The following is a 26,772-nucleotide window of genomic DNA, read 5'->3' on the forward strand; positions in this document are numbered from 1 at the left end:
GGGGGCGTGACGGTGACCGGACCGACCGCGCGCGACCGGGTGGACAGGGTGTCCGGTCAGCGGGACGGCGGCGTGTCCCCGCGCCGCAGCCACGGGGTCCGGCCGCCGCCGGCGATGCGCCGCTCGGCGAGCCGGTCGGCGGCAACGGCGGGCGTCACGCCCTCGGCGTCGGCGGTCCGCAGCACCTCGCGGGTGGCCTCGAAGATCGTCCGCGTCCGGGCCCGGGCCCGCTCGAGGTCGAAGCCGTGGAGCTCGTCGCTGACCTGGATGACCCCGCCCGCGTTGACGAGGAAGTCCGGGGCGTACGTGATGCCCCGGGCCGCCAGCCGGTCCGCGGTCTCGGGGGTCGCGAGCTGGTTGTTCGCGCCGCCGCAGACGACGCGGGCCCGCAGCGCCTCGACGGTGACGTCGTCGAGGGCGGCGCCCAGCGCGTTGGGGCTGAAGACGTCGAGGTCGGTGCGCGCGAGCTCCTCGGCGTCGGCGACGACGGTGACCTCCGGGTGCCGCGCCAGGAGGCGCTCGACCGCGGCGGCGTCGACGTCGGTGACGACGACCTCCGCCCCGTCCTCGAGCAGGTGCTCGGTGAGGCGCGCCCCGACCTTGCCGGTGCCGGCGATGCCGACGCGCCGCCCGGCGAGGGTCGGCTCGCCCCAGACGTGCTCGGCGGCGGCGCGCATCCCCTCGAAGACCCCGAGGGCGGTGAGCAGCGAGGAGTCGCCGGCGCCGCCGCGCTCGGGGGAGCGGCCGGTGGCCCAGCGGGTCTCCTCGGCGACGACGTCCATGTCGGCGACGTAGGTACCGACGTCGCAGGCGGTCACGTAGCGGCCGTCGAGCGACTCGACGAAGCGCCCGTAGGCGCGCAGCAGCTCGGGGGTCTTGTCGCGGTGCGGGTCGCCGATGACCACCGCCTTGCCGCCGCCGTGGTCGAGGCCGGCCAGCGCGTTCTTGCTCGACATCGCCCCGGACAGGCGCAGGACGTCGGCGACGGCGGCGTCCATCGACGGGTAGGGGTGGAAGCGGGTGCCGCCGAGGGCCGGCCCGAGCGCGGTCGAGTGCAGCGCGATGACCGCGCGCAGCCCGGTGGCGGGGTCGGAGCAGAAGACGACCTGCTCGTGGCCCGCGAGGTCGACGAGGTCGGTGGGGGGCATGCGGCCACGGTAGACCGCGCGACCGCGCGACGACGGCCGTCGTCCCGTCCTCGGCCCCTCCGGCCGGACGGGGTGGGAGCGGCCGGGCGCTGGTAGACCGGACGGAGGCCGTCGACGCGCCCGGCGCGGGGCGGCCGGCACGCCCCACGGCCCACGGCACACGGCACACGGCAAAGGAGCCGACATGGCCTTCCCCGGTCTGCAGCACGTCGCGATCACCGTCACCGACCTCGAGCGCAGCACCCGCTGGTACTCCGCCCTCTTCGGGGCCGACCCGGTCCTCGACGAGGACGAGGAGGGCGGCCGCTTCCACCACACCGTGTTCGTCCTCGAGGGTGGCCAGCTCTTCGGGTTGCACACCCACCAGGGCCGGGAGTCGGGCGACGCCTTCGACGAGGAGCGCACCGGCCTGGACCACGTCGGGTTCGCCGTCGGGTCCGTGGCCGAGCTCGAGCAGTGGCAGGCCCGCCTCGACGAGCTCGGCGTCGAGCACGGCGGCGTCAAGCGAGCCGGCTACGGCGTCGGCCTGTCCTTCCGCGACCCCGACAACATCGCGCTGGAGCTGTTCACCGGGCCCGAGTGACCGCACCTGCGGCCCCGGCGAGAGCTTCGCAGCGGATTCGCAGCGCCGTCGTAGCGCCCGCGGTCACGCTGGTCCCGTCGCTGCACCCGGGGGGGACCGGGCGCGGCGGCTCCCGCGTCGGCAGGGGGTGGCGGCGCGGGACTCGTCGTCAGGGGGGTGCGGACCGGTCGGAGGGGGTCGGTCCGCACCGGACGGGGGGTCCGGTGGCCGGCGTCGACCGGGCGCCGCGCCGCCGACCGGTCCGCCCGCGCGCCGGGTGTAGCAGGATGGCGACATGAGCGCAGCGCAGGGCATCAGGGTCGGGTACAAGGCGTCGGCGGAGCAGTTCGCGCCGGGTGAGCTCGCGGGGTACGCGGTGCTGGCCGAGGAGCTCGGGCTGGACTCGGTGACCATCTCGGACCACTTCCAGCCCTGGCGGCTCGAGGGCGGGCACGCCCCGAACTCGCTCGCGTGGATGTCGTGGGTGCTGGCGCGCACCGAGCGGGTCATGGTCGGGACCTCGGTGATGACGCCGACCTTCCGCTACAACCCGCCGGTCGTCGCGCAGACCTTCGCGACGCTGGCCTGCCTCGCGCCGGGGCGCGTGATGCTCGGCGTCGGCACCGGCGAGGCCCTCAACGAGATCGCCGTCGGCTCGGTCGCCGAGGGCGAGTGGCCCGAGTTCAAGGAGCGCTTCGGGCGGCTGCGCGAGGCCGTCACGCTGATGCGGCAGCTGTGGACCGAGCCGCGGGTGACCTTCGAGGGCGAGTACTACCGCACCGAGGACGCCGCGATCTACGACCGCCCCGGCACCCCCGTGCCGGTCTACATCGCCGCCGGCGGCCCGATGGTCGCCCGGTACGCCGGCCGGCACGGCGACGGGTTCATCTGCACCTCCGGCAAGGGCGAGGAGCTCTACCGCGACCAGCTCGTGCCCTCGGTCGACGAGGGGATGGACAAGGCCGGGCGCGACCACGCCGAGATCGACCGGATGATCGAGGTCAAGGTCTCCTACGACCCCGACCCCGAGAAGGCGCTGGAGAACTGCCGGTTCTGGGCGCCGCTGTCGCTCTCGGCCGAGCAGAAGCACTCCATCCACTCCCCGGAGGAGATGGAGCGCGCCGCCGACGAGCTGCCGATCGAGCAGGTGGCCAAGCGTTGGATCGTCGCCTCGCGCCCCGAGGAGGTCGTCGAGACGATGCGGTTCTACACCGACCTCGGGTTCGACCACCTCGTCGTTCACGGCCCCGGCCACGACCAGGAGCGGTTCCTGCGCACCTTCACCGAGCAGGTCCTGCCCGGTCTGCGCGAGCTCGTCCCCGCCGCCCGGTGAGCGCGGGGTCGTCCGTCGCCGCCGGCCCGCTCGCCGGCGTCCGCGTCGTCGAGCTCGGCGGCATCGGGCCGGCGCCGTTCGCGGCGATGGTCCTCGCCGAGATGGGGGCCGACGTCGTGCGGGTCGACCGGCCCGGCGCCCCGAGCGACGTCGACGCCTCGGGCGGGCTGCGGCGCTCGCGGCCGAGCATCGCCGTCGACCTCAAGCACCCGGACGGCGTGGCCGCCGTGCGGCGGCTCGTCGCCGGGGCCGACGTGCTGGTCGAGGGGTTCCGGCCGGGAGTGCTCGAGCGGCTCGGGCTCGCGCCCGACGACCTGCTGGCGGACAACCCGCGCCTCGTCGTCGGCCGGATGACCGGCTGGGGGCAGGAGGGGCCGTGGGCGGCGCGGGCGGGCCACGACATCACGTACGCCGCGCTGTCCGGGACGCTGCACGCGATGGGCGGCGCCGAGCGGCCGGTCGCGCCGGTGCCGGTGCTCGCCGACTTCGCCGGTGGGGCGATGTACCTCGTGTCCGGCGTGCTGGCGGCGCTCGTCTCCCGGGGGACGACGGGGCGCGGGCAGGTCGTCGACGCGGCGATGGTCGACGGCGCCGCGCACCTGCTGACGCTCGTCCACACGATGCTCGGGGCGGGGGAGTGGACGGACCGGCGCCGGTCGAACGTCCTCGACGGCGGTGCGCCCTTCTACGACGTGTACGCCTGTGCCGACGGCCGGTTCGTCGCAGTGGGGGCGCTGGAGCCGCAGTTCTGGCGCGAGCTGCTACGGCTGCTCGGGGTGTCGGTCGAGGGGGACCAGTACGACCCCACGACCTGGGCGGAGCAGCGCTCGGCGTTCGAGACGGCCTTCGCGCAGCGGACCCGCGACGAGTGGGCGGCGCACTTCGAGGGTTCGGACGCGTGCGTCGCCCCGGTGCTCTCGCTCGAGGAGGCGCACCGGCACCCGCACCACGCGGCGCGTGGGTCGTTCGTGCCCGGGCCCGATGGCTCGCCGGTGCCGCGGCCGGCGCCGCGGCTGTCCGGGACGCCGCTCGGCACGCCCGGGCCCGAGCCGGTGCCGGGGCAGCACACGCGCGAGCAGCTGCTGGCGCACGGGTTCGGGGCCGACGAGGTCGAGGCGCTGCTCGCCTCCGGGGCGGTCGTCCAGGCCTGACCGGCCGTCTTCTCCGCGCGACCTGCGGGGTCCCGGCGCGACCGCACCCGGACCCGCGCAGGTCGCGGGGAGGACGGGCCGTCAGGTGGTGGGAAAGGGGCCGCCGTCGCCGAAGACGGTGCGCGCGAACCGCTCTCCCATCAGCCCGTGCGTCTCCTCGTCGGGGTGCAGGGCGTCCGGCAGCGGGTGGGCGGCGACGTCGTCCGGGCCGTACATCGCCAGGCCGTCGACGAGGTGGAGGTTCGGGTCGTCCGCCCGGCGCTGCTCGACGACGCGCGCGAGCTCCTCGCGGACCGTGCGCAGGGTGAGGCGGCCGGCCGGTACCTCGGCGGGGTCGCCGGTGGCGGTGAAGACGAGCCGGCCCTCGCGCAGCGCCTCGACGTCGACCGAGCCGGGGCCGGGGGTCTCCTCGTGGATCGGGCAGAGGACCGGCGTCACGACGAGCAACGGGGTGGTCGGGTGGCCCTCGCGGACCGTGTCGAGGAACCCGTGGAGCGCCGGCCCGAGGACGCGGCGGCGCATCAGGTCCCCGCCGACGATGTTGATGCCGACCTTGAGGCTCAGCAGGTCGGCGTCGAGGTCGCGCATCGAGCGGGCGACGAACGGGTCGAGGACGGCCGAGCCGCCGAAGCCGAGGTTGACGAGGTCGAGCCCGGCGGTGCGCGCGGCGACGACGGGCCAGGTGCCGGTGGGGCGGACCGCGTTGCTGCCGTGGCTGATCGAGCTGCCGTGGTGGACCCAGCGGGGGCGGCCGTCGCGCGGCACGGCGGTGACGGGGGCATCAGCGCGCAGCGCCACGAGCTCGACGCCTTCCTGGTGCGGCAGCCACAGCTCGACGGTCTTCTCGCCGTCGGGCAGCGGGAAGCGCACGGTACCGGGGCCGCCCTGGGCCAGGGTCGTGGCGCCGGTCAGCATGTCGGTGGTCAGCAGGTCGCCGTTCGGCACGACGGCGCCGTCCGTCACCTCGCCGTCGACGACGAGGTCGACCTGGCCCTCGGGCCGCGCCGGTGCGCCGGTCAGCGCCCGCCGGGTGACGACCGCGTCGAGCTCGACGGCCGTGGCGGTGGTCCGCAGCACGAGGCGCACACCCGCCGGCTGGCCCTCGTTGATCGCGAGCATCGGGTCGGCGTTCTGGGCGCGGGCCCAGGCCGGCAGCCGGTGCGGGCGCAGGCCGCGGTCGCTCGTCTCGAGCTCGACGGCGCCGTGCACGAGGTCGGGGGTCAGGGGGACGGGCTGGAGTCCGGTCACGGGGCACAAGTCCACCACCCGCCGCCGCTGCGGGGGCGCGCAGGGTGCGGTTGGATGGCGGGATGAGCAGCGCACGGGTCCGCGTGGAGGCGGACGGGGCCATCGGACGGATCACCCTCGACGCCCCGGAGCGGCTCAACGCCGTCGACCCCGAGATGTGCGCCGCCGTGACCGCGACCGTGCGCCGCTTCGACGCCGACCCCGACGTGCGCGTCGTCGCCCTGACCGGGGAGGGGCGCGGGTTCTGCTCCGGTGCGCCGCTGACCGCGGAGGGCGCGCAGATGGGCGTGCTCGACGCCGGCGCCGACCTCGTCCGGGCCATCGTCGGGGCGCGGACGCCGGTCGTGGCGCTGGTGCACGGGGTGGCGGCCGGCATCGGGGTGCCGATGGCGCTCGCCTGCGACTACGTGCTGGCCGCCGACGAGGCGCCGTTCGTCCTCGCGTTCAGCCGGATCGGGCTCATGCCGGACGGCGGCTCGACCGCGCTCGTCGCCGCCGCCGTGGGCCGGGCCCGGGCGATGCGCCTCGCGCTGACCGGCGAGGCGCTGCCCGGTCGCACCGCCGCGGAGTGGGGCCTCGTCGCCGAGTCCGTGCCGGCCGACGGGTTCGCGGCGCGGGCCGACGAGCTGCTCGCCGCGTTTGCCGCGGGCGCGACCCTCGCGCTCGGTGAGACCAAGGCCGCCGTCAACGCCGCCACGCTCGACCTCGAGGGCGCGCTGGCCCGCGAGGACGCCGGCCAGCGGGCGCTCGCGACCACCGCAGACCACCGCGAGGGCGCGGCCGCGTTCGTCGGCAAGCGCCGTCCGGAGTTCCGCGCCCGCTGACCTCCGGGCCCCGCCGGGCGTCCAGGAATCGTCGCTTTCGTCAATTTCTGCACGGTCAAGGCGGACCGGGCGTGCGGGAAGCGTCACATTCGTCGATTTCTGCACGGTCGGTTGGGGCGGGGTGTGCATCAATCGTCGCTTTCGTCGAATGCTGCACGGGTGAGGGGCGTCAGGATGGCGTCAAGAGGCCGTCAGCGCCGCGTCACCGCGCGGGGTGCGGCGGCGGCCCGCTGGTGTGGTGGGCCGCATGTGGGAAGACCTCCTCGCAGGCGTCATCGGCCTGCTCCTCCTCGGCTACCTCCTCGACGCGCTCGTGCGCCCCGACCGGTACTGAGGGGCGCCGCACCATGTCCATCGCCCTCCAGACGGCCACCGCCGTCCTCCTCGTCGCCGCGATCCTCGCCGCGATCCTCGCCGCGACCCACGTCCCCCTCGGCGCCTGGATGCACCGCGTCTTCACCGACGAGCGCGACTGGCGCGTCGAGCGCGTCGTCTACCGGCTCGTCGGGGTCGACCCCCGCACCGAGCAGCGCTGGCAGGGCTACGCCGGCTCGGTGCTGGCCTTCGCGGTCGCCTCGGTCGCGCTGCTCTTCCTCCTGATCCTCGGCCAGGGCCTGCTGCCGTGGGACCTCGGCCGCTCGATGCACTGGGACACCGCGACCGTCGCCGACGCCCCACCGGACCTCGTCGTGCTCGACCTCGGGCTGCCGGACCTCGACGGCGTCGAGGTGCTGCGGCGCATCCGCGCCCGCTCCCGCGTGCCCGTCGTCGTCCTGTCGGCGCGCCACCAGTCCGACGACAAGGTCGAGGCGCTCGACGAGGGCGCCGACGACTACGTGACCAAGCCCTTCGGGATGGACGAGCTGATGGCCCGGGTGCGCTCGGCGCTGCGGCGCGGCGGCGAGGACGAGGGGCTCGCGGCGGTCGGTCCGGTCGTCACGGACGCGTTCACGCTCGACTTCGCGACGCTGTCGGCGACGCGCGACGGCGCCCCCGTCCACCTCACCCCGACCGAGTGGCGGCTGCTCGCCGAGCTCGCGCGCCACCGCGGGCGCGTCGTCACCCAGGCCGACCTGCTGCGGGCGGTCTGGGGGCCGGGGTACGGCCGCGAGTCCAACTACCTGCGCGTCGACGGCAACCAGCTGCGCCGCAAGCTCGAGGCGGACCCGTCGGCGCCGCGGTACATCGTCACCGAGCCCGGCATCGGCTACCGGCTCGCCGTCTGAGCCGCAGCGCGGCACAGCGGCTCCGGGGGACGTGGGTTCCGCGGCAGGGCGTGACGACCGTCTCGCCGGGCCGAGGAATAGACCCGGCGTCCCCGCAGGTCAGCAGTGGTTCGACGCGCACGGCGTGCGGCGCCGCGCCCACGAGCCGGTTTGAGCGAGCGGCGCATCGGTGGTGTGGTTGAACGGTTGACCTGACCGAGTACCCCCGAGCAGAGCGAGAACGGAGGGCCGCGGGCACCCCGCGGCACACACCACGAGCGTGAGCACAGACATCCGTACCACCCCCGAGCCCACCCCACCGCCCACCGACGACGACGGCACCCGCGCCCCGGTCGCCGACGAGGCACCGCACCCCGTCCTCGGCATCGACGTCGTCGAGCAGACGGCGCGCGGTGCGACCGTCGACAAGGTCGTCTTCGGCGTCGTCGCGGCGATCGCCGTGGCCTTCGTCGCCTGGGGGTTCCTCAGCACGGACACGCTCTCGGCGGCGTCGGACTCCGCCCTCGGGTGGTCCGTGACGAACATGGGCTGGATGTTCGTCGTGCTCGCCTCGGGGTTCGTCGCCTTCGTCATCTGGCTGGCCGTCAGCCGGTTCGGTGACATCCCGCTGGGCACCGACGACGAGGAGCCCGAGTTCCGCACCGCCTCGTGGATCGCGATGATGTTCTCGGCGGGCATGGGCATCGGCCTGATGTTCTACGGCGTCAGCGAGCCGCTGTCGCACTTCGTGACTCCGCCGCCCGGTACCGGGGAGGCCGGCAACCCGCAGGCCGTGCAGACCGCGATGGCCACGACGCTCTTCCACTGGACGCTCCACCCGTGGGCGATCTACGCCGTCGTCGGCATCGCCATCGCGTACGGCGTCTTCCGCAAGGGGCGCTCGCAGCTGGTGTCCTCCGCGTTCATCCCGCTCATCGGCGAGAAGCGCGCGACCGGTGGCGCCGGCCGCGTCATCGACATGCTCGCGATCTTCGCGACGCTCTTCGGGTCGGCCGCCTCGCTCGGCCTCGGCGCGCTCCAGATCGGCAGCGGCCTTGAGATCGTCGCCGGCATCGGTGCGGTCGGCAACGGCGTGCTCGTCGGCGTCATCGCGCTGCTGACCGTCGCGTTCATCCTCTCGGCGGTCTCCGGCGTCGCCAAGGGCATCCAGTGGCTGTCGAACATCAACATGGTGCTGGCCATCGGCCTCGCCGTGTTCGTCTTCGTCGTCGGACCGACCGTCTTCATGCTCGACCTCGTCCCCACCGCGGTCGGCTCCTACTTCCAGGACCTCGCGATGATGTCGGCGCGCACCGACGCCGCGGGTGGCGACGGGATGGCCGACTGGCTGTCCGGCTGGACCGTCTTCTACTGGGCCTGGTGGATGTCGTGGACGCCCTTCGTCGGCATGTTCATCGCCCGCATCTCGCGCGGCCGCACCATCCGCCAGTTCGTCACCGGGGTGCTGCTCGTCCCGAGCCTGGTCAGCCTCGTGTGGTTCGCGATCTTCGGCGGCGCGGGCATCCACGCGCAGCAGAACGGCACCGACCTCGCCGGGCAGTCGACCTCCGAGGGGCAGCTGTTCGGCCTCCTCGACACGATGCCGCTGGCCGGCCTCACGACCGTCGTCGTCATGGTCCTCGTCGCGATCTTCTTCGTCTCGGGCGCGGACGCGGCCTCCATCGTCATGGGCACCCTGTCGCAGCGCGGGACGATGGAGCCGAGCCGCTGGAACGTGGTCTTCTGGGGCGTCGCCACCGGCGCCGTCGCGGCGGTCATGCTGCTGGTCGGCGGTGACTCGGCGCTGACCGGGCTGCAGAACCTGACGATCGTCGCGGCGCTGCCGTTCGCGCTCGTCATGGTGGGGCTGGCCTGGGCCCTCGTCAGGGACCTGCGCGAGGACCCCGTCGTCGTCCGGCGCAAGTACGCCGTGGCCGCCGTCGAGAAGGCCGTCGTCACCGGCGCCACGCTGCACGGCGACGACTTCGCGCTCTCCGTCGAGCCGGCGGACGAGCCGGTGCTCGGCGAGGGCGACAGCACCCCGAGCGAGGCCGCGGAGGTCGCGCGCGGTTGACCCCGCCCCACCGCGAACGCGTGTGAGCTCGCCGGACGTCCCCGGCGAGCTCACCCGCGTCCGTGCGTCGTGGGGGTCCCTAGGGTGGACGGCGTGCCCGTCGTCCGCTCCGCCCCGACCCGTGACCTGCCCGCCGAGGTGCTCTACGCGCTGATGCGCCTGCGGCAGGACGTCTTCGTCCTCGAGCAGGAGTGCCTCTACCCCGACCTCGACGGCCGTGACCTCGAGCCGGGCGCCGTGCAGTGGTGGTCCGAGTCAGGGTCGGGTGAGGTCGTCGCGACGCTGCGGGTGCTCGACGACGGGGGCGGGGTGCTGCGCATCGGCCGGGTGGCGACCGCGGCGTCGGCCCGCGGGGCCGGGGTGGCGCGCGAGCTGGTCCTCGCCGTGCTCGCGGCGACCCGCGGCCCGGTCGTGCTCGACGCCCAGAGCCACCTCGAGCACTGGTACGCCGGGCTCGGCTTCGCGCGCGACGGCGCCGAGTTCGTCGAGGACGGCATCCCGCACGTGCCGATGCGCCTCGCGCGCTGACGCCCTCCCTGTCGGTGGCGGCGGGCAGGATGACCGGATGGACGTCACGCTGGCCGAGCTCGTCGCCACGTCGCAGGAGGTCGCGGCCACGCGCTCGCGCACCGCGAAGACCGAGGCCATCGCCACGCTCCTCGCCCGCGCCGACGCCGTCGAGGTCGGCACCGTCGTCGCGTTCCTCTCCGGGGTGCTGCCGCAACGCCGGCTGGGTGTCGGCCACCGCTCGCTCTCCCGGCTGCCGGAGCCGGCCGCCGAGCCGACGCTGACCGTCGCCGAGGTCGACGCCGCGTTCGACCGGCTCGCCGCCACGGCGGGGGCCGGGTCCACGGCGTCCCGCCGGGCCGAGCTGGGCGGGCTCCTCGGCCGGGCGACCGCCGACGAGCAGCGGTTCCTGCGCAACCTCATGACCGGCAACCTCCGCCAGGGAGCGCTCGACGGCGTCGTGCTCGCCGCGCTGGCCCGCGCCTTCGAGGTGCCCGACGCCGTCGTGCGCCGGGCGGTCATGCTCGCCGGCTCGGCCCACGAGGTGGCCGGCATCGCCGCCACGGGCGGGCAGCCGGCCCTCGAGGAGGTGGGGCTCGTCGTGGGGCGGCCGCTGCGCCCGATGCTCGCCGGGTCGGCCAAGACGACGGACGAGGCGGTCGAGGGCTTCGGCGGGGCCGAGCTGCTCGTCGACGGCAAGCTCGACGGCATCCGGGTCCAGGTGCACCGGCGCGACGGCGGGGTCACGGTCTTCACCCGCAGCCTCGACGAGATCACCGAGCGGCTGCCCGAGGTCGTCGAGGCTGTCGCGGCCCTCCCCGGCGGCGACCTCGTGCTCGACGGCGAGGCCATCGTCCTCGGTGACGACGGCCGGCCGGCGCCGTTCCAGGTGACCGGGGCGCGCACCGCGAGCTCGGCCGACGTCGAGCGGCTGCGGGCCGAGGTGCCCCTGACGACGTTCCTCTTCGACGTGCTGCACGCCGACGGTCGCGACCTCGTCGACGCGCCGGCCCGCGAGCGGCACGAGGTGCTCGCCGCGCTGGCGCCGCACCTGCTCGTGCCCCGGCTCGTGACGGCCGACCCCGCCGAGGCCGCCGCCTTCTTCGGGCGGCTGGTCGCCGACGGCCACGAGGGGGTCGTCGTCAAGGACGCCGCCGCGCCGTATGCGGCCGGTCGCCGGGGGAGCGGCTGGGTCAAGGTGAAGCCGACGCACACGCTCGACCTCGTGGTGCTCGCCGTCGAGCGGGGCTCCGGCCGCCGGCGCGGCTGGCTGTCCAACATCCACCTCGGGGCCCGCGATGCGGGGACCGGCGAGCTCGTCATGGTCGGCAAGACCTTCAAGGGGATGACCGACGAGATGCTGCGCTGGCAGACCGAGCGGTTCACCGAGCTCGCCGAGGGGCCGACCGACGGGTACGTCGTGACGGTCCGGCCGGAGCAGGTCGTCGAGATCGCCCTCGACGGCGTGCAGCGCTCGACCCGCTACCCGGGCGGTGTCGCGCTGCGGTTCGCCCGCGTCCTGCGCTACCGCGACGACAAGCCGCTCGACGAGGTCGACACCCTCACCACCGTCCGCGCCCTCGGAGGGATCTGAGCGGGCCGACGCACCGAGCGCCGGTCGCGGGGAGTCGGGGCGGTCAGCCGCGGCGCCGCCGGCGAGCGTCCGGGTCGGGTGGGCTGCCGCCGAGGATGCGCACGAGCGAGGAGACGACGCCCGCCACCCCGCCGACGATGGCCACCACGAGAGCGGCCCGCAGCGGCGTGCGCCACGGGCTCCCCGCCACGACGGGGAAGAGGTCCCACGCGGCGACCGACGCAGCGAGGCCGACGGCGGAGGACGTGAGGTCGGCGACGGCCCGCCACCAGCGCGTCCGGACGACGAGCGCGACGGTCTCGAGGACGACGCCGGTCCACAGCGCTCCGACCATCCACGGCACGAGCTCCTCGGCGGCCGGCGTGAGCAGGGGCAGGGTGCGCCAGCCAGGCCACACCTGGACGAGGTAGAGCAGCCCCAGCTCGACGACCGCGACCACGGCGGAGACCGCGCGGGGTGGGAGGGAGCGGGTCCTTGCTCGCGGCGGGCTCGGCCGGGCGAGGGCTGCTGACATCGTGGTGCTCCTACCGGCGGCGGCGTCGGGAGAGCCGCGCCGCCGGGCGCGCGCCACCGCCACCTCGATCGTCCCACCGGGCGGGCGGCGCGACAGGGGGCTGGGAGGGACGTCACGTGGAACGGGTCGGGAGCGGCCGGCGCGGGGGTCGCCGGCGTCCCGAGGACTGTCAGCCGGCGGCGGCGCGGGCGAGGGAGAAGTGCTCTGTCGGCCGCTGTCGTTCGCGTCCGCCCTTGGAGCAACCATGACGAGCGGTCGCGTGTGCGTCTCCTGCTGGAGCAACCATGACGAGCGGTCGCGTGTGCGTCTCCTGCTGGAGCAACCATGACGAGCGGTCGCGTGTGCGTCACCTGCTGGAGCAACCGGGATGAGCGGGCGGTTGCTCTCGTGCGACATGCTTCTGACCGCTCGTCATGGTTGCGTCGGCGACGGGAGCGAACGACAGCGACGGGCGGACCCCTTTGTCCTGCCGGAGCCGTCCTCGGCCGACCTGCGGCTCGCCTCCCGTCTGCCGGTCCTCGGCCGACCTGCCCCTCGTCTCCGGACCCCCGCCTGCCGGTCCTGGGCCGACCGGCTCCTCGTCTCCGGACCCCCGCCGGCCGTCGGTCGACCGGCTCGCCGCCGCACCGGGGAGCCTCCCGGCTGGCACGATGCCCGGATGGAGGACTCCCGGGGTATCTGGACGACGACGGCCGACGTCGACCTGCTCCTGCGGCTCGCGGGCAGCGGCGTCGACTGGGTCGCCCTCGACGCGCAGCACGGCGCCCTCGACCGCGCCGCCCTCCACGCCGCCGGGCGCGCGCTGACCTCGGCCCACCACCCGTTCCTCGTCCGCGTCCCTGCCGTCGACCCCGCCTGGATCGGGGCCGCCCTCGACGCCGGCGCCCACGGGGTGGTCGTGCCGTCGGTCACCGGCGCCGGCGACGCCGAGCGCGCGGCCCTCGCCTCCCGCTACCCACCCCTCGGGGACCGTAGCTGGGGCCCGTGGCCACCGATGTGGGGAGTCGACGCCCCGGACACCGCCACCGCGAACGAGCTCGTGCGCTGCTGGGCGATGGTCGAGACCGTCGGCGCCCTCGACGAGGTCGAGCAGATCGCCGCCACCCCTGGCGTCGACGGCCTCTTCGTCGGCCCGCTCGACCTCGCCCTCGCGCTCGGCACGACCGTCGACGCGCTCCTCGACGACACCACGCCGGACGGTCCCCTCGCCCGGGTCGTCGCGGCCGCCGACCGGCAGGGGATCCTCGTCGGGGCCTTCGCGGGCAGCCCGGCGGTCGCCCACCGGCTGCGGGCGCACGGCATCGGGTTCCTCGCCGTGACGACCGACGCCGGCGTCGTCGCGGCCGGCGTGCGCGCGGTGCTCGACGAGCTGGGCCCGCGCCAGGCCTGACCGGAGGGCCATCCGCCCGCACCGGAGGCGACGAACCACGCAGCGTGACCCTCCTCGACGACGTCCGTGCGCTCGCGATGCAGGTCTCGGCGCGGTTCACCGTGCGCTACGGAGAGCCGCTGCGCTTCGCGGGCAGCGACCTGCCGGCCCCGCAGCGCCTGCGCGTCCCGACGCGCCACAGGCCGGTGCGGGTCGACCTGTACCGCCCGCCCGGCGTTGAGGCGCCTCCGGTCGTCGCCCACTTCCACGGCGGCGCCTTCGTCATGCGCTACCCCGAGATGGACGACTGGTGGTGCCGCTATCTCGCAGCGACCGCCGGCGTCGCGGTGGCGAACGTCGACTGGTCCGTCGGCCCGCAGGCGCGCTACCCCGTCGGCCAGGAGGAGGGGCACGACGTCGTCGCCCACCTCGCGGCGGCGGGGCACGAGCACGGCCTCGACGGCACGCGCGTCGTCGTCAGCGGCTTCAGCGCCGGCGGTCACGTGGCCGCCGCGGTCTGCCTCATGGCGCGCGACGCCGGCTCGTGCGCGCCGGTCCTCCAGGTCCTCGGCGTCCCCGCGCTCGACCTCGCCTCCGAGGTCGAGGACCGCCCGGGCATGGTCGACCCGGCCCTGCGCCGCCTCGTCCGCCGGGTCTACTTCCCGGACGTCGCCCGACGCGAGGAGCCCTACGCCTCACCGCTGCTCGCGCCCGACCTCGCCGGCCTGCCGCCGACCGTCGTCCTGACCGGCGAGCGCGACGCGTTGCGACCGGTACGCCGCCCGGCTGCGCGCCGCCGGCGTCGACGTGCTCCACGACGTGACGCCGGGCGCCGACCACTACTTCCTCACCGGCGACCCGGCGCGCGCCCGGCTGACCATGCAGATGGTCGTGGCGCGCATCCAGGAGGCCTGCACGGCAGGCGTGCCCGAGGCCTGACCGGCGACGGCGGTCAGAAGCCCGTCGGCCGCCGCGGCGTGTAGGCACGCTCGAGCGCGGCCACCTCGTCGTCCGTCAGCTCCAGGTCGAGCGCGGCGACGGCGTCCGGCAGGTGGTGCGGCTTGGTGGCCCCGACGATGGGGGCGGTGACGACCGGGTTGCGCAGCACCCACGCCAGCGCGACGGTCGACATCGCCACCCCGCGCTCGCGCGCCACGGCCTCGACCGCGCCGACGATCTCGCCGTCGCGGTCCTGGTAGAGCCGCTTGCCGAACTCGTCGGTGTCCGACCGCCCGGTCTGCTCGCCCCACGGCCGCGCGAGCCGCCCGCGCGCCAGCGGGCTCCACGGCAGCGCGCCGAGCCCCTGGTGCTCGAGCAGGGGGAACATCTCCTGCTCCTCCTCCCGCATGAGCAGGCTGTACTGGTCCTGCATCGTCACGAAGCGGGTCCAGCCGCCCAGGTCCGCCGCGTGCTGCATCGTCGCGAGCTGCCAGGCCCACATCGACGACGCCCCGATGTAGCGAGCCTTGCCGGCGCGCACGACGTCGTGGAGGGCCTCCATCGTCTCCTCGACGGGGACCTCGGGGTCGAAGCGGTGGATCTGGTAGAGGTCGACGTGGTCGGTCTGCAGCCGGCGCAGCGAGGCGTCGACCTGCTCGAGGATCGCCTTGCGGGAGAGGCCGCTCCCACCGGGGCCGTCGTGCATCTTCCCGTGCACCTTGGTGGCGAGCACGATGTCCTCGCGGCGGCTGTACGTCCGGATGGCCCGCCCCACGAACTCCTCGGACGTCCCTGCGCTGTAGACGTTCGCGGTGTCCCAGAACGTGATGCCGAGCTCGACGGCCTGCCGGAAGAACGCCCCGGACGTCTCCTCGTCGAGGGCCCACGGGTGGTAGCCGCGCGAGCCGTCGGCGTAGCTCATGCAGCCGAGCGCTAGCCGGCTGACGGTGAGCCCGGTGCTGCCGAGGCGGGTGTACTCCATCGAGGTGCTCCTTCGGTCGGGATGCTCCCCGCATCATGCGCCCCGACCACCTCCACGGCGGGCGCCGGGTGCACGCCGACCGCACCGTGGACGCGCCGAGCCGCGCGGCGGTGCGCGAGCCACCACCCGCCGAGGGCGAGGCCGCCGACCGGTACCTCCATCCCGACGACGAACGCGCGGTAGAGCAGCACCCCCGCGGCGGCCGGCGCGGCCGGCGTGCCGAGCGCGGTGAGCGCCCCGGCCATCCCGACCTCGACGACCCCCGTAGCGCCCGGCGTGATGACGAGCATCGACAGCAGCCGCTCGACGACGAAGGCCGACGCGACGAGCAACGGCGCCGCCGGCGCCCCCACCACGACGAGGCACGCCCACAGCAGGAGCGCCTGGAAGAGCGCGTACAGCACCTTGGCCCCGAGCATCCGCGCCCAGCCGCGACGCACGAGGTCGGCGCTCTCGGCGCGGAAGCGGGCGCCCCGCTCACCCCAGCCCTCGGGGGCCGCCGGCACCCGGCGGTGGCGGGCGGCGAGGCGGTCGAGCGCGCGCCCGGCCCGCCGCACGGCCCGGTCGTCGCGTCCGACGAGGACGACCCCGCTGAGGAGGACGAGGAGCAGGAGCAGGCCGAGCGCCCCCGGGACCGCCAGGCGCGCGGTGCCGCGGTCACCGGGCAACGCGAACCAGCAGAGCACGACTCCCGGCAGGAGCAGCTTGACCGCCGTGTCCGCGAGGTTGGTCACGAGCGCCCAGCGCCCGAAGGCGGCGGAGCCGAAGCCCCAGCCGCGGGCCATCCGCCAGTTGACGACCGTCCCCGCGGCGCCGCCGAGCGGCAGGAGGTTCGAGACGCACGAGCCGGACAGGTTGAGGAGGAGGGCGCGACGGTGGCTGAGGCCCGGCAGGGCCGCCGTGAGCGACGGGGTGTGCACCCACAGGCCCGCCAGCCACAGCACCGTGAGGAGCCCCAGCTGGAGCGGGCTCGGGTGGGTCAGCGCCTGCGCGATGGGCCGCCACGACGTCCCCGCCACCCGCGGCAGCGCGAGCGCCAGCACCGCGGCGGCGGCCGCCGTCCCCAGGCCCAGCCGCAGCCCCGGACCCCACATCCTCGTCATGGTCCCCACCGTGGCGTGCCTCCTGCCGCCCGCACATCAGGGGTGACCCGGACATCGACCCCGGCCCACCGTAGCGAGGTGGGGGTCCGGGTTCACGGGATTTCCGTCGTGTCGCGCCGGCCCGCCGGCGGCCCGGCCCGGCCCGTCCTACCTCCTACGGTGGGCGATGTGGAGCCGGGTGACGCAGTGCTGGTCGTGGCCGACGTGGGTGGGACCAAGGCCCTCCTGCGGGCGCTCGCCGCGGACGGCTCGGTGGTGGCGGAGATCCTCGAGCCGACCGGCCCGGGCACGACCGGGGAACGGCTCGACCACCTCGTGGGCGAGGTCGTGGCGGAGCATCCGAGCACGCGCTCGGTCGCGGTCGCCGTGCCCGGGCTCGTCGACCCCGAGGGCCGGGTGGTCGTCTCGGACGTCCTGCCGCTCCTCGCCGGATGGCGACCACGGCCGACGGCCGCAGGAGCGCCGGTGGTCGTCAACGACGTCCGCGCCGCGCTCGCGGCGGCCCGTGCCGCGGCGCCGGCGGTGCGCGACCTCGTCGTCGTCGTGGTCGGGACCGGCATCGCCGCCGGCGTCGTCAACGGGGGGTCCTGGGGTCCGGCGGCGGGGGCGTCCCCGAGGGTATGGATACCCCCCGGGGTGTGCAACCCGAGGGGTCAGGGACGGTGCGTCACCGGGACGTGGTGGTCGCCGAGGCGGGCGATGAGCCGGACCGCGTCGTGCGGCGCGTGGCCTCGCGCGTCGTTGTCGAAGAAGACGACGACGTCGTGGTGCTGCGCCCAGCCGCGGCAGCGCTCGGCCCACCGGTCCAGGGCGGCGTCGGAGTAGCCGCTCGCGTAGAGCTCGGTGTCGCCGTGGAGGCGGACGTACACGAGGTCGCTCGTGACGGCGTCGGCCGTCGGCCAGCGCCCGGCGGTGTCGGCGACCACCGTCGCGACGTCGTGGCGGCGCATGAGGTCGACCGCCTCGTCGGTGCAGAACGTCGCGCTGCGGAACTCGAGGGCGTGCCGGATGCGACGCGAGGCCAGCCCGCGCGGGGCCCGGGTCAGGGCGCGGGCCTCGGGGACCTTGGCGTCGTGCCGCCGGGCGAGCGCGGCCGCGTCACCGACGGTCCGGGGGAGGAGCGCGAAGAAGTCGGCGAGGAGCGCGGCGTCGTACTCCTGCCGCTCGGGCAGCTGCCAGAGCACCGGGCCGAGGGTGGGTCCGAGCGCCAGCACGCCCGAGGCGAAGAAGTTGGCGAGCGGCACCTCGACGTCGCGCAGGCGCTTGAGGTGGGTGACGAACCGGCCACCCTTGACGGCGAGCTCGACGCCGTCGGGGACCTGCTCCCGCCAGTGCACGTAGGTCGTCGGCCGCTGCAGGGAGTAGAACGAGCCGTTGACCTCGAGGGCGCCCATCCGCTCGGCGGCGTACCGCAGCTCCTCGCGCCGGACCAGGCCGCGGGGGTAGAAGTCCCCCCGCCAGCGCGAGTAGGTCCAGCCCGACGTCCCGACGCGGATGCGTCCTCCGCGCGCCTGGTCCACCGTCACCCCGGGCACCTACCCGGAAGGTTCGACGGTCACACCGGCGCCCTCCCGCGGAGGCTGCGGGCGGGTCTGCGCTCCGGCCATGTCGCGTCGCGAGGTCGCCCTGGTCACCGGTACGTCGAGCGGGATGGGGCTGGCGACCGCCGTCGGCCTCGCGAGGGCCGGCCGCACCGTCGTCGCGACGATGCGCGACACCGGACGGGCGGACCGGCTGCGGGCGGCGGCCGAGGCGGCGGGCGTCGAGCTCGACGTCCGGGCGCTGGACGTCACCGACGCCGACGGTGCCCGGGCCGCGGTCGAGGGGGTGCTGGCCGACCACGGGGGCGTCGACGTCCTCGTCAACAACGCCGGCCGCGGGGCGGTCGCGACGCTCGAGCAGCTGACCGACGCCCAGCTCCAGGAGCAGCTCGAGGTCAACTACCTCGGCGTGGCGCGGATGACCCGCCTCGTCCTCCCCGCGATGCGCGCCGCCGGCCGCGGGCGCGTCGTCACCGTCACGAGCGTCGGCGGCGCGGTCGGCCAGCCGTTCGCGGACGCCTACTGCGCGGCGAAGTTCGCCGTCGAGGGCCTCATACAGTCCTTGGCTCCCGTCGTCGCCCCGTTCGGGGTGACGGTGAGCATCGTCGAGCCGGGCGCGGTCGCGAGCGACTTCACCGGCAACGTCCACCGGGCCGACACGGGCGGGGGTGACGCGGACGCCGACGACCCGTACGCCGAGCTGCTCGCCGCCTACCTGCGCCGCACCGCCGGTGCCTTCGACGACGCACAGACCTCCGAGTCCGCGGCGGCGGTCATCGTCGAGGCAGCGACGACGGACGCACCCCGCTTCCGCTGGCAGACGACCGAGCAGGCCTCCGCGTTCGTCGGCCTCTCGCTGGCGGACCTCGACGGCAGCCGGGTGCTCGGCGCGACGTCGACCTGGCTGACCTGAGCCCGGGCACGACGACTCGCCGGGGACGACAAGAGCCGCAGCCCGGGGTGCGGACTGCGGCTCGTGGTGGTGGCCAGGGGCGGGGTCGAACCGCCGACCTTCCGATTTTCAGTTCGAGATGGGGTGTCCCAGAGGGGCCCGGCTCGCCCGGGACCATCCCCGGGTCCGCATCGAGACCGACCTGCGTGCCCACATGTGCCCCACGCGTCATCTCGTGATGGTCCGCGCCGCCCAGGACCTCCTGCTCAGGCTCTCCAGCCCGTGCCCCTCGTGCGCCGCCCCGGGCTACGGTGTCGAGGACGTCGTGCGCGGCGCGCCGTGCCGCGACTGCGGCACCGCGACCGACGAGGTCCTCGCCCTCGTACACCGGTGTCCGCACTGCGGCGCGACGAGCACGCGGTCGGCCGAGGCCGCAACGGCCGACCCGGCGCGGTGCCCCTCCTGCAACCCCTGAGGTCTTCCTCGCGCCCTGACCATGACTACCCGGATCGAGACGTATCGGGCGTCGTGAGGGAGCGGGCCAAACGGCGTGTTGGCGCAACCGCGACGGCGCGGCGTCGATGACACCATGAAGCGGCGTGTGGCCCCCAGTCACCCCGACGGGTCCGGTGGGGCTTGGTCCATGACGGGAAATCGGCGTGCCGAGGCACGGGCTATCGGACTGTCCTGGGGTGCGCTGCTCGGGGGAGCAAACCCGAGAGGCAGGTCCGTACGACCGTCTGCGGGCTCCTTGCATGACGTCCTCGCCGAGGCGGCTTCACCCCGCGGCCCGGCGCCCCGGGCCGGTGGACGAGATCCGCCTGTACAACTGTCCAATCCGGGAGTTGGCCGAGAGCCGCAGCCAGCTCGTCTGTGCTCTGCACGCCCGGATCCTCAAGGGATCGTGCACGGCGACACCCCCCCCCGCCTCCGGGTAGCACGGATGGCGCGCTCGTCCCCTTCGACACCCCGACGACCTGTGTTGCCTGTCTGTCACCGCGGTAGTGACCTCTCGGCCACCCGGGAAGGCCACGACCCGCCGTCCGGGTGGCGTCGATGGGCAGATCCCCTTCGGTGGCGGAGTCTCCGTCGGCCGCGACGTCACCGGTGCCGCCAACGACATCGCCGTACTGCGGGACGGTGACGGGCGGGTGTGGGCGACCGACGACACCTGTACGCACGAAACCGCGTCGCGGGCACACGGGTGGGTCGAAGACGGTACGGTCGAGTGCCCGCTGCACGGCTCGACCTTCTCGCTGTGGGCCGGCAAGATGCTCTGCCTTCCGGCCACCCGCGACACGGTCGTGTACCGGGTCGAGGTGATCGACGAGGTGTACGTCCACGTCGATGGAAGGCCGTAGTCAACGGTCGTGAGGAAGGGCAGCACATGGACAGCACGTCACTCACCGCACTGGGCGACGAGGTGCTCGCCGTCGCTCGAGAGAGCGTGGCCGGTCGTGCCTCGCGCACGATCCACGGTGGTCACGACCGGATGCTTCGCGAGACGGTCATCGCCCTCGTCGCGGAGCACGAGCTCGCCGAGCACGAGAGCCCTGGTGAGGCCACCCTGCAGGTCCTGAGAGGACGGGTCCGACTCCGCGACTCGGGCGGAGAGCGTGAGGCGGGCGCCGCCGACCACCTGGTCATCCCCCCACGTCGGCACTCGCTCTTCGCGGTCGAGGACTCCGTCGTGCTCCTCACCGTAGTCAAGCCGTTGTCATGAGCGACTCGGCGGGGCGGGCGTCCGACAGCGTCGCGGACCTCCAACGACTGATCCGCTGGGAGGAGTCCGGGGGTGTCTGGGAGGTGGCCACCCGGGGCCCGGTAGGGACGACGTTCGCACTCCTGCGATGTGACGCAGGTGAAGAGATGGACCGGTTCACGACGACCGACCCCGCCACCCTGGCCTACGCCGAAGGGCGGACACGGTCCGACCACCCTGCACCGTCAAGACCGAACCGGGACGGGTAGACGCGTGGGTGCCCGAGGCGTTCACGTCCCGGATGGTCAGGTCACGAGCGTGACGCCACGCGAGTCGTTCCGACTCGACGATCTCGTGTCTGTCAGTCGGGACTGCCAGCCTGCTGCGCCCGGATGGCGTCCCGGAACAGCTCGGCGAGGTGCCGGGGCTGTCTGTCGGTGAGGTGCTGGATCTGCTCGCGGCAGCTGAACCCGTCGGTGACGATCTGGGTGTCCGCCGAGGCCGCCCGGATCCGCGGCGCCATCTTCCGCTCGCCGACGCGCACGGACACGTCGTACTTGCTCGCCGAGAAGCCGAAGGACCCGGCGAGGCCGCAGCACCCGGCGTCCATCACCTCGGCGTCGACACCCATCCGCCGGAGTAGGGCCTCCTCGGCATCGGTGCCCAGGGCCGCGACGTGGTGGCAGTGCATCTGCACGAGGGCATCGACCGGGAGCCGCGGGGGCTGGTAGCGCTGGCGCTCGAGGAACTCGGAGAGGATGAAGGTCTGCTCCGAGAGCCGCCGGGCGTCCGCGTCGTCCGGGGAGAGGCCGACGAGCTCGTCCTGGAAGGCCGCGACGCAGTGGGGCTCGACGCCGACGACGGGCACGCCAGCCCGGATGTCGTCGCGCAGGATGTCGAGGACCTGGCGCCACAGGCGTTCGGCGGTGGTGAGCATGCCGGCGTCGTACAGCGGCCGGCCACAGCAGAGGGGCCGGGAGGGCAGCGACACCGTGTAGCCGGCGTGCTCGAGCACATCGACGGTCGCCTCGAGCACCGAGGACTCGACGTAGGGCGATTCATCTCACCCGTGCCGCCGCGACGACGGGCTCTGGAGGTACCGTTGTGGGCGGCTGTTGGCAAACTGTGAGCAAACGCGAATCCTGAGGAGTCGCGATCACTCGGCAACAACTTTGTGACCTGCGGGTTTGCTGGTGGCCAGGGGCGGGGTCGAACCGCCGACCTTCCGATTTTCAGTCGGACGCTCGTACCAACTGAGCTACCTGGCCTGGACCTGCACGGAAGGGCCGGACGTATCCGGCCCCTCTCGTGAAGGAGCGACCCCGACGGGACTCGAACCCGCGACCTCCGCCGTGACAGGGCGGCGCGCTAACCAACTGCGCTACGGGGCCTTGGCTGGTGCAAGACCGTATCCCCAACGGGATTCGAACCCGTGCTACCGCCGTGAAAGGGCGGGGTCCTGGGCCGCTAGACGATGGGGACCCGACTCTCGTCGGACCCTCTCCGTCGCACAACCCGGGATCGGATCCGTCGAGGACTCCGAAAGCATAGGGGAGATTCCCGCGACCACCAAAACGGGGTCCGGCCGGGGCGGGAGGGGCGTCAGTGCAGGTGCCCGAGGGCGTCCCGGACGAGCGCGACGGCCGCCTCGTCGGTGAGTCCGGCGGCCCGTGCGGCGCGGGCGAAGTCGGCCGCGGCCAGCCGCATCGCGGGGTCCGGGACGGATGCCCCGCCGCGTGCGCCGCCCCCGCCGCGGGGCGCGACGACGGTCCCGAGGCGTCCCCGGGTGACGACGAGGCCGGCGGCCTCGAGCTCCTTGTAGGCCCGGGCGACGGTGTTGGCGGCGAGACCGAGCTCCTCGGCCAGGCCGCGGACCGTCGGCAGCCGCGTGCCCTCGGCCAGGCGCCCGTCGCCGACGGCCTCGGCCAGCTGGGTGCGCACCTGGTCGAACGGCGGTCGCGCGCCGTCGTGCTCGACCCGCAGCACGCCGCCGAGGGCGGTCGTGACGCGCCCGCTCACCGCCCGACCCCCGTCCACTCCAGGACCTGCTCGACCTCCCACGTCGTGACGATGCGGTCGGCCGGCACGCCGAGGCGCTCGGCCCGCTCGCACCCGTACGCCTTCATGTCCAGCTGCCCCGGCGCGTGCGCGTCGGAGTCGATGCTGAACAGGCAGCCGATCTCGAGCGCGAGGGTCACGAGCTCGTCCGGCGGGTCGCAGCGCTCGGGGCGGCTGTTGATCTCGACGGCGGTGCCGTGCTCGGCGCAGGCCTCGAACACCGCCCGGGCGTCGAACTCGGACTGCGGGCGCGTGCCGCGCGATCCGGTGACCAGCCGCCCCGTGCAGTGACCCAGCACGTTGACCCGTGGGTTCGACACCGCGGCGACCATCCGCCGCGTCATCGGGTCGGCGTTCATCCGCAGCTTGCTGTGCACCGACGCGGTGACGAGGTCGAGACGGCCCAGCATCTCGTCGGTCTGGTCGAGCGAGCCGTCGTCGAGGATGTCGACCTCGATGCCCTTGAGCAGTGTGAACTGGCCTGCGAGCGAACGGTTCACGCCATCGACGATCTTCAGCTGCTGCCGCAGCCGTTCCACCGTCAGGCCGTTGGCCACGCGCAGCTGCGGGCTGTGGTCGGTGAGCACCATCCACTCGTGCCCGGTCTCGACGCCGGTCAGCACCATCTCGTCGATGGGGGAGCCGCCGTCGCTCCAGTCCGAGTGCAGGTGGCAGTCGCCGCGGAGCATCCCGTAGAGGTCCTCGCCGCCGTCGACGAGCGGGCCCCCGGACTTCTCCTGGAGCGACGCCAGGTACTCCGGCACCTCGCCGGCCACGGCCTCGGCGATGACGCCCGCCGTCGACTTCCCGATGCCGTCGAGCTCCTGCAGCGTTCCGGCAGAGGCGCGCTCGCGCAGCGCGTTGTCGTCCAGCGTCCTCACGTGCTTCACCGCGTTGCGGAACGCCTCGACCCGATAGGTGCCGGCGCGGGTGCGCTCGAGCAGGAAGGCGATGCGGCGCAGCGCGTCGACGGGGTCGACGGGAGCCTCCAGCGGCTCGAGCAGGGCGACCATGCCGTCGATGCTGTCACAGCCGCGGCACGGCCGGACGGGACGCGACGGCCCCGTCCGGCCGGGCAGGGGGCCGACGTCAGCAGACGTCGTCGAGCGCGCTGAGCAGCCGGTCGACGTCCTGGCGGTTCGTGTACGGCGCCAGGCCGACCCGCACGCCGCCCGCGTCGCCGAGGCCGAGGTGGCGGCTGCACTCCAGCGCGTAGAAGCTGCCCGCGGGGGCGTTGACGCCGTGGCTGGCCAGCGTGCGGCGCACGTCCTGCGGGTCGCGGCCGGTCACCGTGAAGAGGAGGGTCGGCGTCCGGCGGGCGGCGTTGGACCACACCTGCACACCGCGGCGGCCGCGCAGGGCCGGCTCGAGGCGGGCGAGCAGCCCCTCCTCGTGCTTCTCGAGGGCGGCCATCGACGAGCGCAGGCGCGCCCGGCGGTCCTCGGGCGTCACGGGCGTGTCGAGGTCGTCGAGGCCGGCGAGGAAGTCGACCGCGGCCGTGGCGCCGGCCAGCAGCTCGTAGGGGAGCGTCCCCAGCTCGAAGCGCTCGGGCACGTCGTTGCTCGAGGGCAGCAGCTTGTCGGGGTGCAGCGACTCCAGCAGCTCCGGGTCGGCCGCGAGGACGCCGCAGTGCGGCCCGAGGAACTTGTACGGCGAGCAGGTCCACACGTCGGCCCCGAGCGCGGCGACGTCGACCGGGACGTGGGCGGTCGCGTGCACGCCGTCGACCCAGTGCAGGGCGCCGACCGCGTGCGCGGCCGCCGAGATCGCGGCGGTGTCGGGACGGGTGCCGATGAGGTTGCCCGCCGCCGTCGTCGCGACGAGCCGCGTGCGCTCGCTGAGCACGGCCTCGACGGCGGAGGTCGGCATCTCGCCCGACTCCGGGTCGAAGTCGACCCAGCGCACGGTCGCACCGACCGCCTCGGCGACCTGGACCCACGGGCGGATGTTCGAGTCGTGGTCGAGCCGCGTGACGACGACCTCGTCGCCGGGACCCCAGCCCTTGGCCATGGCCCGGGCCAGGTCGTAGGTGAGCGTGGTGGCGCTGCGGCCGTGGACGATGCCGCGCGGGTCGGCGCCGAGGAGGTCGGCCATCGCCTGCCGGTAGGCGACGACGACGGCGTCGGCGCGGCGCTCGGAGGAGGTGACGACGCCGCGGTTGGAGATGGCCGAGGTCAGGGTGTCGGCGACGGCGCGGCCGACGACGTCCGGCACCTGGCTGCCGCCGGGGCCGTCGAAGTGGGCCGCCCCCTCGACGAGGGACGGGAAGTGGGAACGGATCCGCTCGACGTCGTAGGCCATGCACTCATTTTCGCCCATCGGCGACTACGCACGGTGCGCACCCTCCCGGCCGATGACCGGCTGTCCGAGGGGTGGGCGCGCACCCGGGCGGGGCTCACCAGGAGGTGTGCAGCGGCCGCCCCTCGGCGAAGCCGGCCGTGCTCTGGATGCCGACCGTCGCCCGCTCGTGGAACTCCTCGAGCGAGCGCGCGCCGGCGTAGGTGCACGCGCTGCGCAGGCCGGCGACGATCTGGTCGATGACGTCCTCGACGCTCGGGCGCGCGGGGTCGACGTACATCCGGGCGCTGCTGATGCCCTCCTCGAAGAGGGCCTTGCGGGCGCGGTCGTACGCGCTCTCGGTGGCCGTGCGGTTGCGCACGGCCCGGGCCGAGGCCATCCCGAAGGACTCCTTGTACTGGCGGCCCTGCTCGTCGGTGTAGAGGTCACCGGGGGACTCCAGCGTCCCGGCGAACCACGAGCCGACCATGACGTTCGACGCGCCGGCGGCCAGGGCGAGCGCGACGTCGCGGGGGTGGCGGACGCCGCCGTCGGCCCAGACGTGCTTGCCGAGCTCGCGGGCCGCCGTGGCGCACTCGAGCACCGCGGAGAACTGGGGGCGGCCGACCGCGGTCATCATCCGGGTCGTGCACATCGCGCCCGGGCCGACGCCGACCTTGACGATGTCGGCGCCCGCCTCGATGAGGTCGCGCGTGCCCTGCGCGGAGACGACGTTGCCGGCCACGACCGGCACCCCGAGGTCGAGGGCGCGCACCTGGCGCAGCGCCTCGATCATCTTCTCCTGGTGGCCGTGCGCGGTGTCGATGACGAGGACGTCGGCGCCGGCCTCGGCGAGGGCCTGCGCCCGCTCCGCGACCTCGCCGTTGATGCCGACGGCCGCCGCGATGCGCAGGCGGTTCGAGGCGTCGACCGCGGGGGAGTACAGGTGCGCGCGCAGGGCGCCGGCGCGGGTCAGCAGGCCGACGAGCGTGCCGTCGGGGGCGATGACCGGGGCGAGACGTCGGCGGGCGTGCGAGAGGACGTCGAAGGCCTTCTCGACGTCGACGCCGTCGTCGAGGGTCACCATCTCGCGGACCATGACGTCGGCGAGCTGGGTGAACCGGTCGACCCCCGTGAGGTCGGTCTCGCTGACGATGCCGACCGGGCGGTCGCCCTCGACGACGACGGCCGCGCCGTGCGCGCGCTTGTGGAGGAGGACGAGCGCCTCGCCGGCGGTCGTCGTCGGCGCGAGGCTGATCGGGGTGTCGTAGACGAGGTGGCGCGACTTCTGCCACGCGATGACCTCGCGGACGACCTCGACCGGGATGTCCTGCGGGATGACGGTCAGTGCGCCGCGGCGGGCGGTCGTCTCGGCCATCCGGCGGCCGGCGATCGCCGTCATGTTGGCGACGACGAGAGGGATCGTCGTGCCCGTGCCGTCGGTGCTGGCGAGGTCGACGTCGAGCCGGCTCGTGACCGACGAGCGGTTCGGCACCATGAAGACGTCGTCGTAGGTGAGGTCGAGCTGGGGCATGAGGCCGTTGAGGAACTGCACGGGTCCAGCGTAGGCGCGCCGGGCCGCCCGCCATCCCGCCATCCCGCCCCACCCCCCCCGGAGTCGAGTGCGCTCGCGGCTGCCCCAGCGACCGCCGGCGCCCTCGACCCAGCGAGGCGCGGGGGACCCCTGGCGTCGAGGGCGGAGGTGGTCGTCCTGACCACCACTTCCGCACTCGACACCGACGTCGGGCA

26 protein-coding genes, 3 tRNA genes and 1 pseudogene are annotated in these 26,772 nt (G+C 74.6%); 16 read left to right on the forward strand and 14 right to left on the reverse strand.

Annotated elements, in window-relative coordinates:
- Positions 1-56: 56 nt before the first annotated feature.
- The gene (locus tag LG324_RS04000; RefSeq protein ID WP_404352015.1) at positions 57-1,148 is read right to left on the reverse strand and encodes a Glu/Leu/Phe/Val dehydrogenase; all 1,092 of its coding nucleotides are present in this window, start codon (positions 1,146-1,148) and stop codon (positions 57-59) included.
- A gap of 184 nt (positions 1,149-1,332) precedes the next feature.
- Here LG324_RS04000 and LG324_RS04005 point away from each other — a divergent pair, with 184 nt between their 5' ends.
- From LG324_RS04005 to LG324_RS04015, 3 genes are all read left to right on the forward strand, one after another.
- On the forward strand, positions 1,333-1,731 hold the full coding sequence (locus tag LG324_RS04005; RefSeq protein WP_030526930.1) for a VOC family protein: 399 nt from the start codon (positions 1,333-1,335) through the stop codon (positions 1,729-1,731).
- 274 nt (positions 1,732-2,005) lie between these two features.
- Positions 2,006-3,043 (forward strand): glucose-6-phosphate dehydrogenase (coenzyme-F420), encoded by a 1,038-nt coding sequence (gene fgd, locus LG324_RS04010; protein WP_404352018.1) that lies wholly within the window; start codon positions 2,006-2,008, stop codon positions 3,041-3,043.
- On the forward strand, positions 3,040-4,194 hold the full coding sequence (locus LG324_RS04015; RefSeq protein ID WP_404352020.1) for a CaiB/BaiF CoA transferase family protein: 1,155 nt from the start codon (positions 3,040-3,042) through the stop codon (positions 4,192-4,194). The genes fgd and LG324_RS04015 overlap by 4 nt, the downstream gene beginning before the upstream one ends.
- A gap of 81 nt (positions 4,195-4,275) precedes the next feature.
- Here LG324_RS04015 and LG324_RS04020 read toward each other — a convergent pair whose 3' ends face one another.
- The gene (locus LG324_RS04020) at positions 4,276-5,442 is read right to left on the reverse strand and encodes an SGNH/GDSL hydrolase family protein (protein ID WP_404352022.1); all 1,167 of its coding nucleotides are present in this window, start codon (positions 5,440-5,442) and stop codon (positions 4,276-4,278) included.
- Between the two features lie 62 nt (positions 5,443-5,504).
- Here LG324_RS04020 and LG324_RS04025 point away from each other — a divergent pair, with 62 nt between their 5' ends.
- The 6 genes from LG324_RS04025 to LG324_RS04050 all read left to right on the forward strand — a co-directional run bounded on the left by LG324_RS04025 (position 5,505) and on the right by LG324_RS04050 (position 11,646).
- The gene (locus tag LG324_RS04025) at positions 5,505-6,266 is read left to right on the forward strand and encodes an enoyl-CoA hydratase-related protein (RefSeq protein WP_404352024.1); all 762 of its coding nucleotides are present in this window, start codon (positions 5,505-5,507) and stop codon (positions 6,264-6,266) included.
- 247 nt (positions 6,267-6,513) lie between these two features.
- Positions 6,514-6,600 (forward strand): potassium-transporting ATPase subunit F, encoded by an 87-nt coding sequence (locus LG324_RS04030; protein ID WP_084696573.1) that lies wholly within the window; start codon positions 6,514-6,516, stop codon positions 6,598-6,600.
- Positions 6,601-6,613: 13 nt separating this feature from the next.
- Positions 6,614-7,492: a winged helix-turn-helix domain-containing protein gene (locus LG324_RS04035; RefSeq protein ID WP_404352026.1), complete on the forward strand. Its 879-nt coding sequence runs from the start codon at positions 6,614-6,616 to the stop codon at positions 7,490-7,492.
- A gap of 259 nt (positions 7,493-7,751) precedes the next feature.
- A complete protein-coding gene (locus tag LG324_RS04040; protein ID WP_084696572.1) occupies positions 7,752-9,545 on the forward strand; it encodes a BCCT family transporter in 1,794 nt (597 codons plus the stop codon).
- Positions 9,546-9,638: 93 nt separating this feature from the next.
- On the forward strand, positions 9,639-10,073 hold the full coding sequence (locus LG324_RS04045; protein ID WP_308279628.1) for a GNAT family N-acetyltransferase: 435 nt from the start codon (positions 9,639-9,641) through the stop codon (positions 10,071-10,073).
- 37 nt (positions 10,074-10,110) lie between these two features.
- Positions 10,111-11,646, forward strand: a complete 1,536-nt coding sequence (locus tag LG324_RS04050; protein ID WP_404352028.1) for an ATP-dependent DNA ligase — start codon at positions 10,111-10,113, stop codon at positions 11,644-11,646.
- Between the two features lie 43 nt (positions 11,647-11,689).
- Here LG324_RS04050 and LG324_RS04055 read toward each other — a convergent pair whose 3' ends face one another.
- Complete coding sequence (locus tag LG324_RS04055) at positions 11,690-12,085, reverse strand: hypothetical protein (RefSeq protein ID WP_404352030.1); 396 nt, start codon at positions 12,083-12,085, stop codon at positions 11,690-11,692.
- A 733-nt stretch (positions 12,086-12,818) separates the two neighbouring features.
- Here LG324_RS04055 and LG324_RS04060 point away from each other — a divergent pair.
- Both LG324_RS04060 and LG324_RS04065 read left to right on the forward strand, forming a co-directional pair.
- Entirely contained in the window at positions 12,819-13,550 is a 732-nt protein-coding gene (locus LG324_RS04060; RefSeq protein WP_404352033.1) for an HpcH/HpaI aldolase/citrate lyase family protein, read from the forward strand.
- Between the two features lie 44 nt (positions 13,551-13,594).
- Complete coding sequence (locus LG324_RS04065) at positions 13,595-14,512, forward strand: alpha/beta hydrolase fold domain-containing protein (RefSeq protein ID WP_404352035.1); 918 nt, start codon at positions 13,595-13,597, stop codon at positions 14,510-14,512.
- Here the strand turns inward: LG324_RS04065 and LG324_RS04070 are convergent.
- Both LG324_RS04070 and LG324_RS04075 read right to left on the reverse strand, forming a co-directional pair.
- Complete coding sequence (locus LG324_RS04070) at positions 14,482-15,450, reverse strand: aldo/keto reductase (protein WP_404352038.1); 969 nt, start codon at positions 15,448-15,450, stop codon at positions 14,482-14,484. The two genes, LG324_RS04065 and LG324_RS04070, sit on opposite strands and share 31 nt — an antisense overlap.
- Positions 15,402-16,553: a YbhN family protein gene (locus LG324_RS04075; RefSeq protein ID WP_404352040.1), complete on the reverse strand. Its 1,152-nt coding sequence runs from the start codon at positions 16,551-16,553 to the stop codon at positions 15,402-15,404. The genes LG324_RS04070 and LG324_RS04075 overlap by 49 nt, the downstream gene beginning before the upstream one ends.
- Positions 16,554-16,808: 255 nt before the next feature.
- Between LG324_RS04075 and LG324_RS04080 the strand changes: the two are divergent.
- Positions 16,809-17,081, forward strand: a pseudogene (locus LG324_RS04080) (hypothetical protein); the annotation flags it as partial.
- Positions 17,082-17,206: 125 nt separating this feature from the next.
- Here the strand turns inward: LG324_RS04080 and LG324_RS04085 are convergent.
- The gene (locus LG324_RS04085) at positions 17,207-18,079 is read right to left on the reverse strand and encodes a DUF72 domain-containing protein (RefSeq protein ID WP_404352042.1); all 873 of its coding nucleotides are present in this window, start codon (positions 18,077-18,079) and stop codon (positions 17,207-17,209) included.
- Positions 18,080-18,158: 79 nt separating this feature from the next.
- Between LG324_RS04085 and LG324_RS04090 the strand changes: the two genes are divergently transcribed.
- From LG324_RS04090 to LG324_RS04105, 4 genes are all read left to right on the forward strand, one after another.
- Positions 18,159-19,007, forward strand: coding sequence for an SDR family oxidoreductase (locus LG324_RS04090; protein ID WP_404352044.1), 849 nt, complete (start codon positions 18,159-18,161; stop codon positions 19,005-19,007).
- Positions 19,008-19,125: 118 nt separating this feature from the next.
- Positions 19,126-19,461: a DUF6671 family protein gene (locus LG324_RS04095; protein ID WP_404352046.1), complete on the forward strand. Its 336-nt coding sequence runs from the start codon at positions 19,126-19,128 to the stop codon at positions 19,459-19,461.
- Positions 19,462-19,990: 529 nt separating this feature from the next.
- Positions 19,991-20,347, forward strand: coding sequence for a Rieske 2Fe-2S domain-containing protein (locus LG324_RS04100; protein WP_404352049.1), 357 nt, complete (start codon positions 19,991-19,993; stop codon positions 20,345-20,347).
- A 26-nt stretch (positions 20,348-20,373) separates the two neighbouring features.
- The gene (locus tag LG324_RS04105; RefSeq protein ID WP_404352051.1) at positions 20,374-20,709 is read left to right on the forward strand and encodes a cupin domain-containing protein; all 336 of its coding nucleotides are present in this window, start codon (positions 20,374-20,376) and stop codon (positions 20,707-20,709) included.
- Between the two features lie 340 nt (positions 20,710-21,049).
- Here the strand turns inward: LG324_RS04105 and LG324_RS04110 are convergent, their stop codons facing one another.
- From LG324_RS04110 to LG324_RS04145, 8 genes are all read right to left on the reverse strand, one after another.
- On the reverse strand, positions 21,050-21,724 hold the full coding sequence (locus LG324_RS04110) for a (Fe-S)-binding protein (RefSeq protein ID WP_404352053.1): 675 nt from the start codon (positions 21,722-21,724) through the stop codon (positions 21,050-21,052).
- 155 nt (positions 21,725-21,879) lie between these two features.
- A tRNA-Phe gene (locus tag LG324_RS04115) sits at positions 21,880-21,956 on the reverse strand.
- Between the two features lie 49 nt (positions 21,957-22,005).
- Positions 22,006-22,079: transfer RNA gene (locus tag LG324_RS04120), tRNA-Asp, on the reverse strand.
- Between the two features lie 18 nt (positions 22,080-22,097).
- Positions 22,098-22,170: transfer RNA gene (locus LG324_RS04125), tRNA-Glu, on the reverse strand.
- Between the two features lie 120 nt (positions 22,171-22,290).
- Entirely contained in the window at positions 22,291-22,707 is a 417-nt protein-coding gene (locus LG324_RS04130) for a GntR family transcriptional regulator (protein WP_404352056.1), read from the reverse strand.
- On the reverse strand, positions 22,704-23,759 hold the full coding sequence (locus LG324_RS04135; RefSeq protein WP_404352059.1) for a PHP domain-containing protein: 1,056 nt from the start codon (positions 23,757-23,759) through the stop codon (positions 22,704-22,706). The genes LG324_RS04130 and LG324_RS04135 overlap by 4 nt, the downstream gene beginning before the upstream one ends.
- Positions 23,760-23,835: 76 nt before the next feature.
- Positions 23,836-25,047, reverse strand: a complete 1,212-nt coding sequence (locus LG324_RS04140; RefSeq protein WP_207025054.1) for a cysteine desulfurase-like protein — start codon at positions 25,045-25,047, stop codon at positions 23,836-23,838.
- Between the two features lie 94 nt (positions 25,048-25,141).
- Positions 25,142-26,578 carry a GuaB1 family IMP dehydrogenase-related protein gene (locus tag LG324_RS04145; protein ID WP_404352061.1) on the reverse strand — a complete coding sequence of 479 codons (1,437 nt, stop codon included), beginning with the start codon at positions 26,576-26,578 and terminating at the stop codon, positions 25,142-25,144.
- Positions 26,579-26,772: the final 194 nt, after the last annotated feature.

It is taken from the genome of Phycicoccus jejuensis, from assembly GCF_044797865.1.
GTDB classification, from domain to species: Bacteria; Actinomycetota; Actinomycetes; order Actinomycetales; family Dermatophilaceae; genus Phycicoccus; species Phycicoccus jejuensis.

Excerpts from the sequence above, each read along its gene's own strand:
- LG324_RS04000 (WP_404352015.1), bottom strand. The coding sequence starts at position 1,148 with ATGCCCCCCACCGACCTCGTCGACCTCGCGGGCCACGAGCAGGTCGTC.
- LG324_RS04005 (WP_030526930.1), top strand. The coding sequence starts at position 1,333 with ATGGCCTTCCCCGGTCTGCAGCACGTCGCGATCACCGTCACCGACCTC.
- fgd (WP_404352018.1), top strand. The coding sequence starts at position 2,006 with ATGAGCGCAGCGCAGGGCATCAGGGTCGGGTACAAGGCGTCGGCGGAG.
- LG324_RS04025 (WP_404352024.1), top strand. The coding sequence starts at position 5,505 with ATGAGCAGCGCACGGGTCCGCGTGGAGGCGGACGGGGCCATCGGACGG.
- LG324_RS04030 (WP_084696573.1), top strand. The coding sequence starts at position 6,514 with ATGTGGGAAGACCTCCTCGCAGGCGTCATCGGCCTGCTCCTCCTCGGC.
- LG324_RS04035 (WP_404352026.1), top strand. The coding sequence starts at position 6,614 with ATGTCCATCGCCCTCCAGACGGCCACCGCCGTCCTCCTCGTCGCCGCG.
- LG324_RS04050 (WP_404352028.1), top strand. The coding sequence starts at position 10,111 with ATGGACGTCACGCTGGCCGAGCTCGTCGCCACGTCGCAGGAGGTCGCG.
- LG324_RS04060 (WP_404352033.1), top strand. The coding sequence starts at position 12,819 with ATGGAGGACTCCCGGGGTATCTGGACGACGACGGCCGACGTCGACCTG.
- LG324_RS04070 (WP_404352038.1), bottom strand. The coding sequence starts at position 15,450 with ATGGAGTACACCCGCCTCGGCAGCACCGGGCTCACCGTCAGCCGGCTA.
- LG324_RS04075 (WP_404352040.1), bottom strand. The coding sequence starts at position 16,553 with ATGACGAGGATGTGGGGTCCGGGGCTGCGGCTGGGCCTGGGGACGGCG.
- LG324_RS04090 (WP_404352044.1), top strand. The coding sequence starts at position 18,159 with ATGTCGCGTCGCGAGGTCGCCCTGGTCACCGGTACGTCGAGCGGGATG.
- LG324_RS04095 (WP_404352046.1), top strand. The coding sequence starts at position 19,126 with ATGGGGTGTCCCAGAGGGGCCCGGCTCGCCCGGGACCATCCCCGGGTC.
- LG324_RS04105 (WP_404352051.1), top strand. The coding sequence starts at position 20,374 with ATGGACAGCACGTCACTCACCGCACTGGGCGACGAGGTGCTCGCCGTC.
- LG324_RS04135 (WP_404352059.1), bottom strand. The coding sequence starts at position 23,759 with ATGGTCGCCCTGCTCGAGCCGCTGGAGGCTCCCGTCGACCCCGTCGAC.
- LG324_RS04140 (WP_207025054.1), bottom strand. The coding sequence starts at position 25,047 with ATGGCCTACGACGTCGAGCGGATCCGTTCCCACTTCCCGTCCCTCGTC.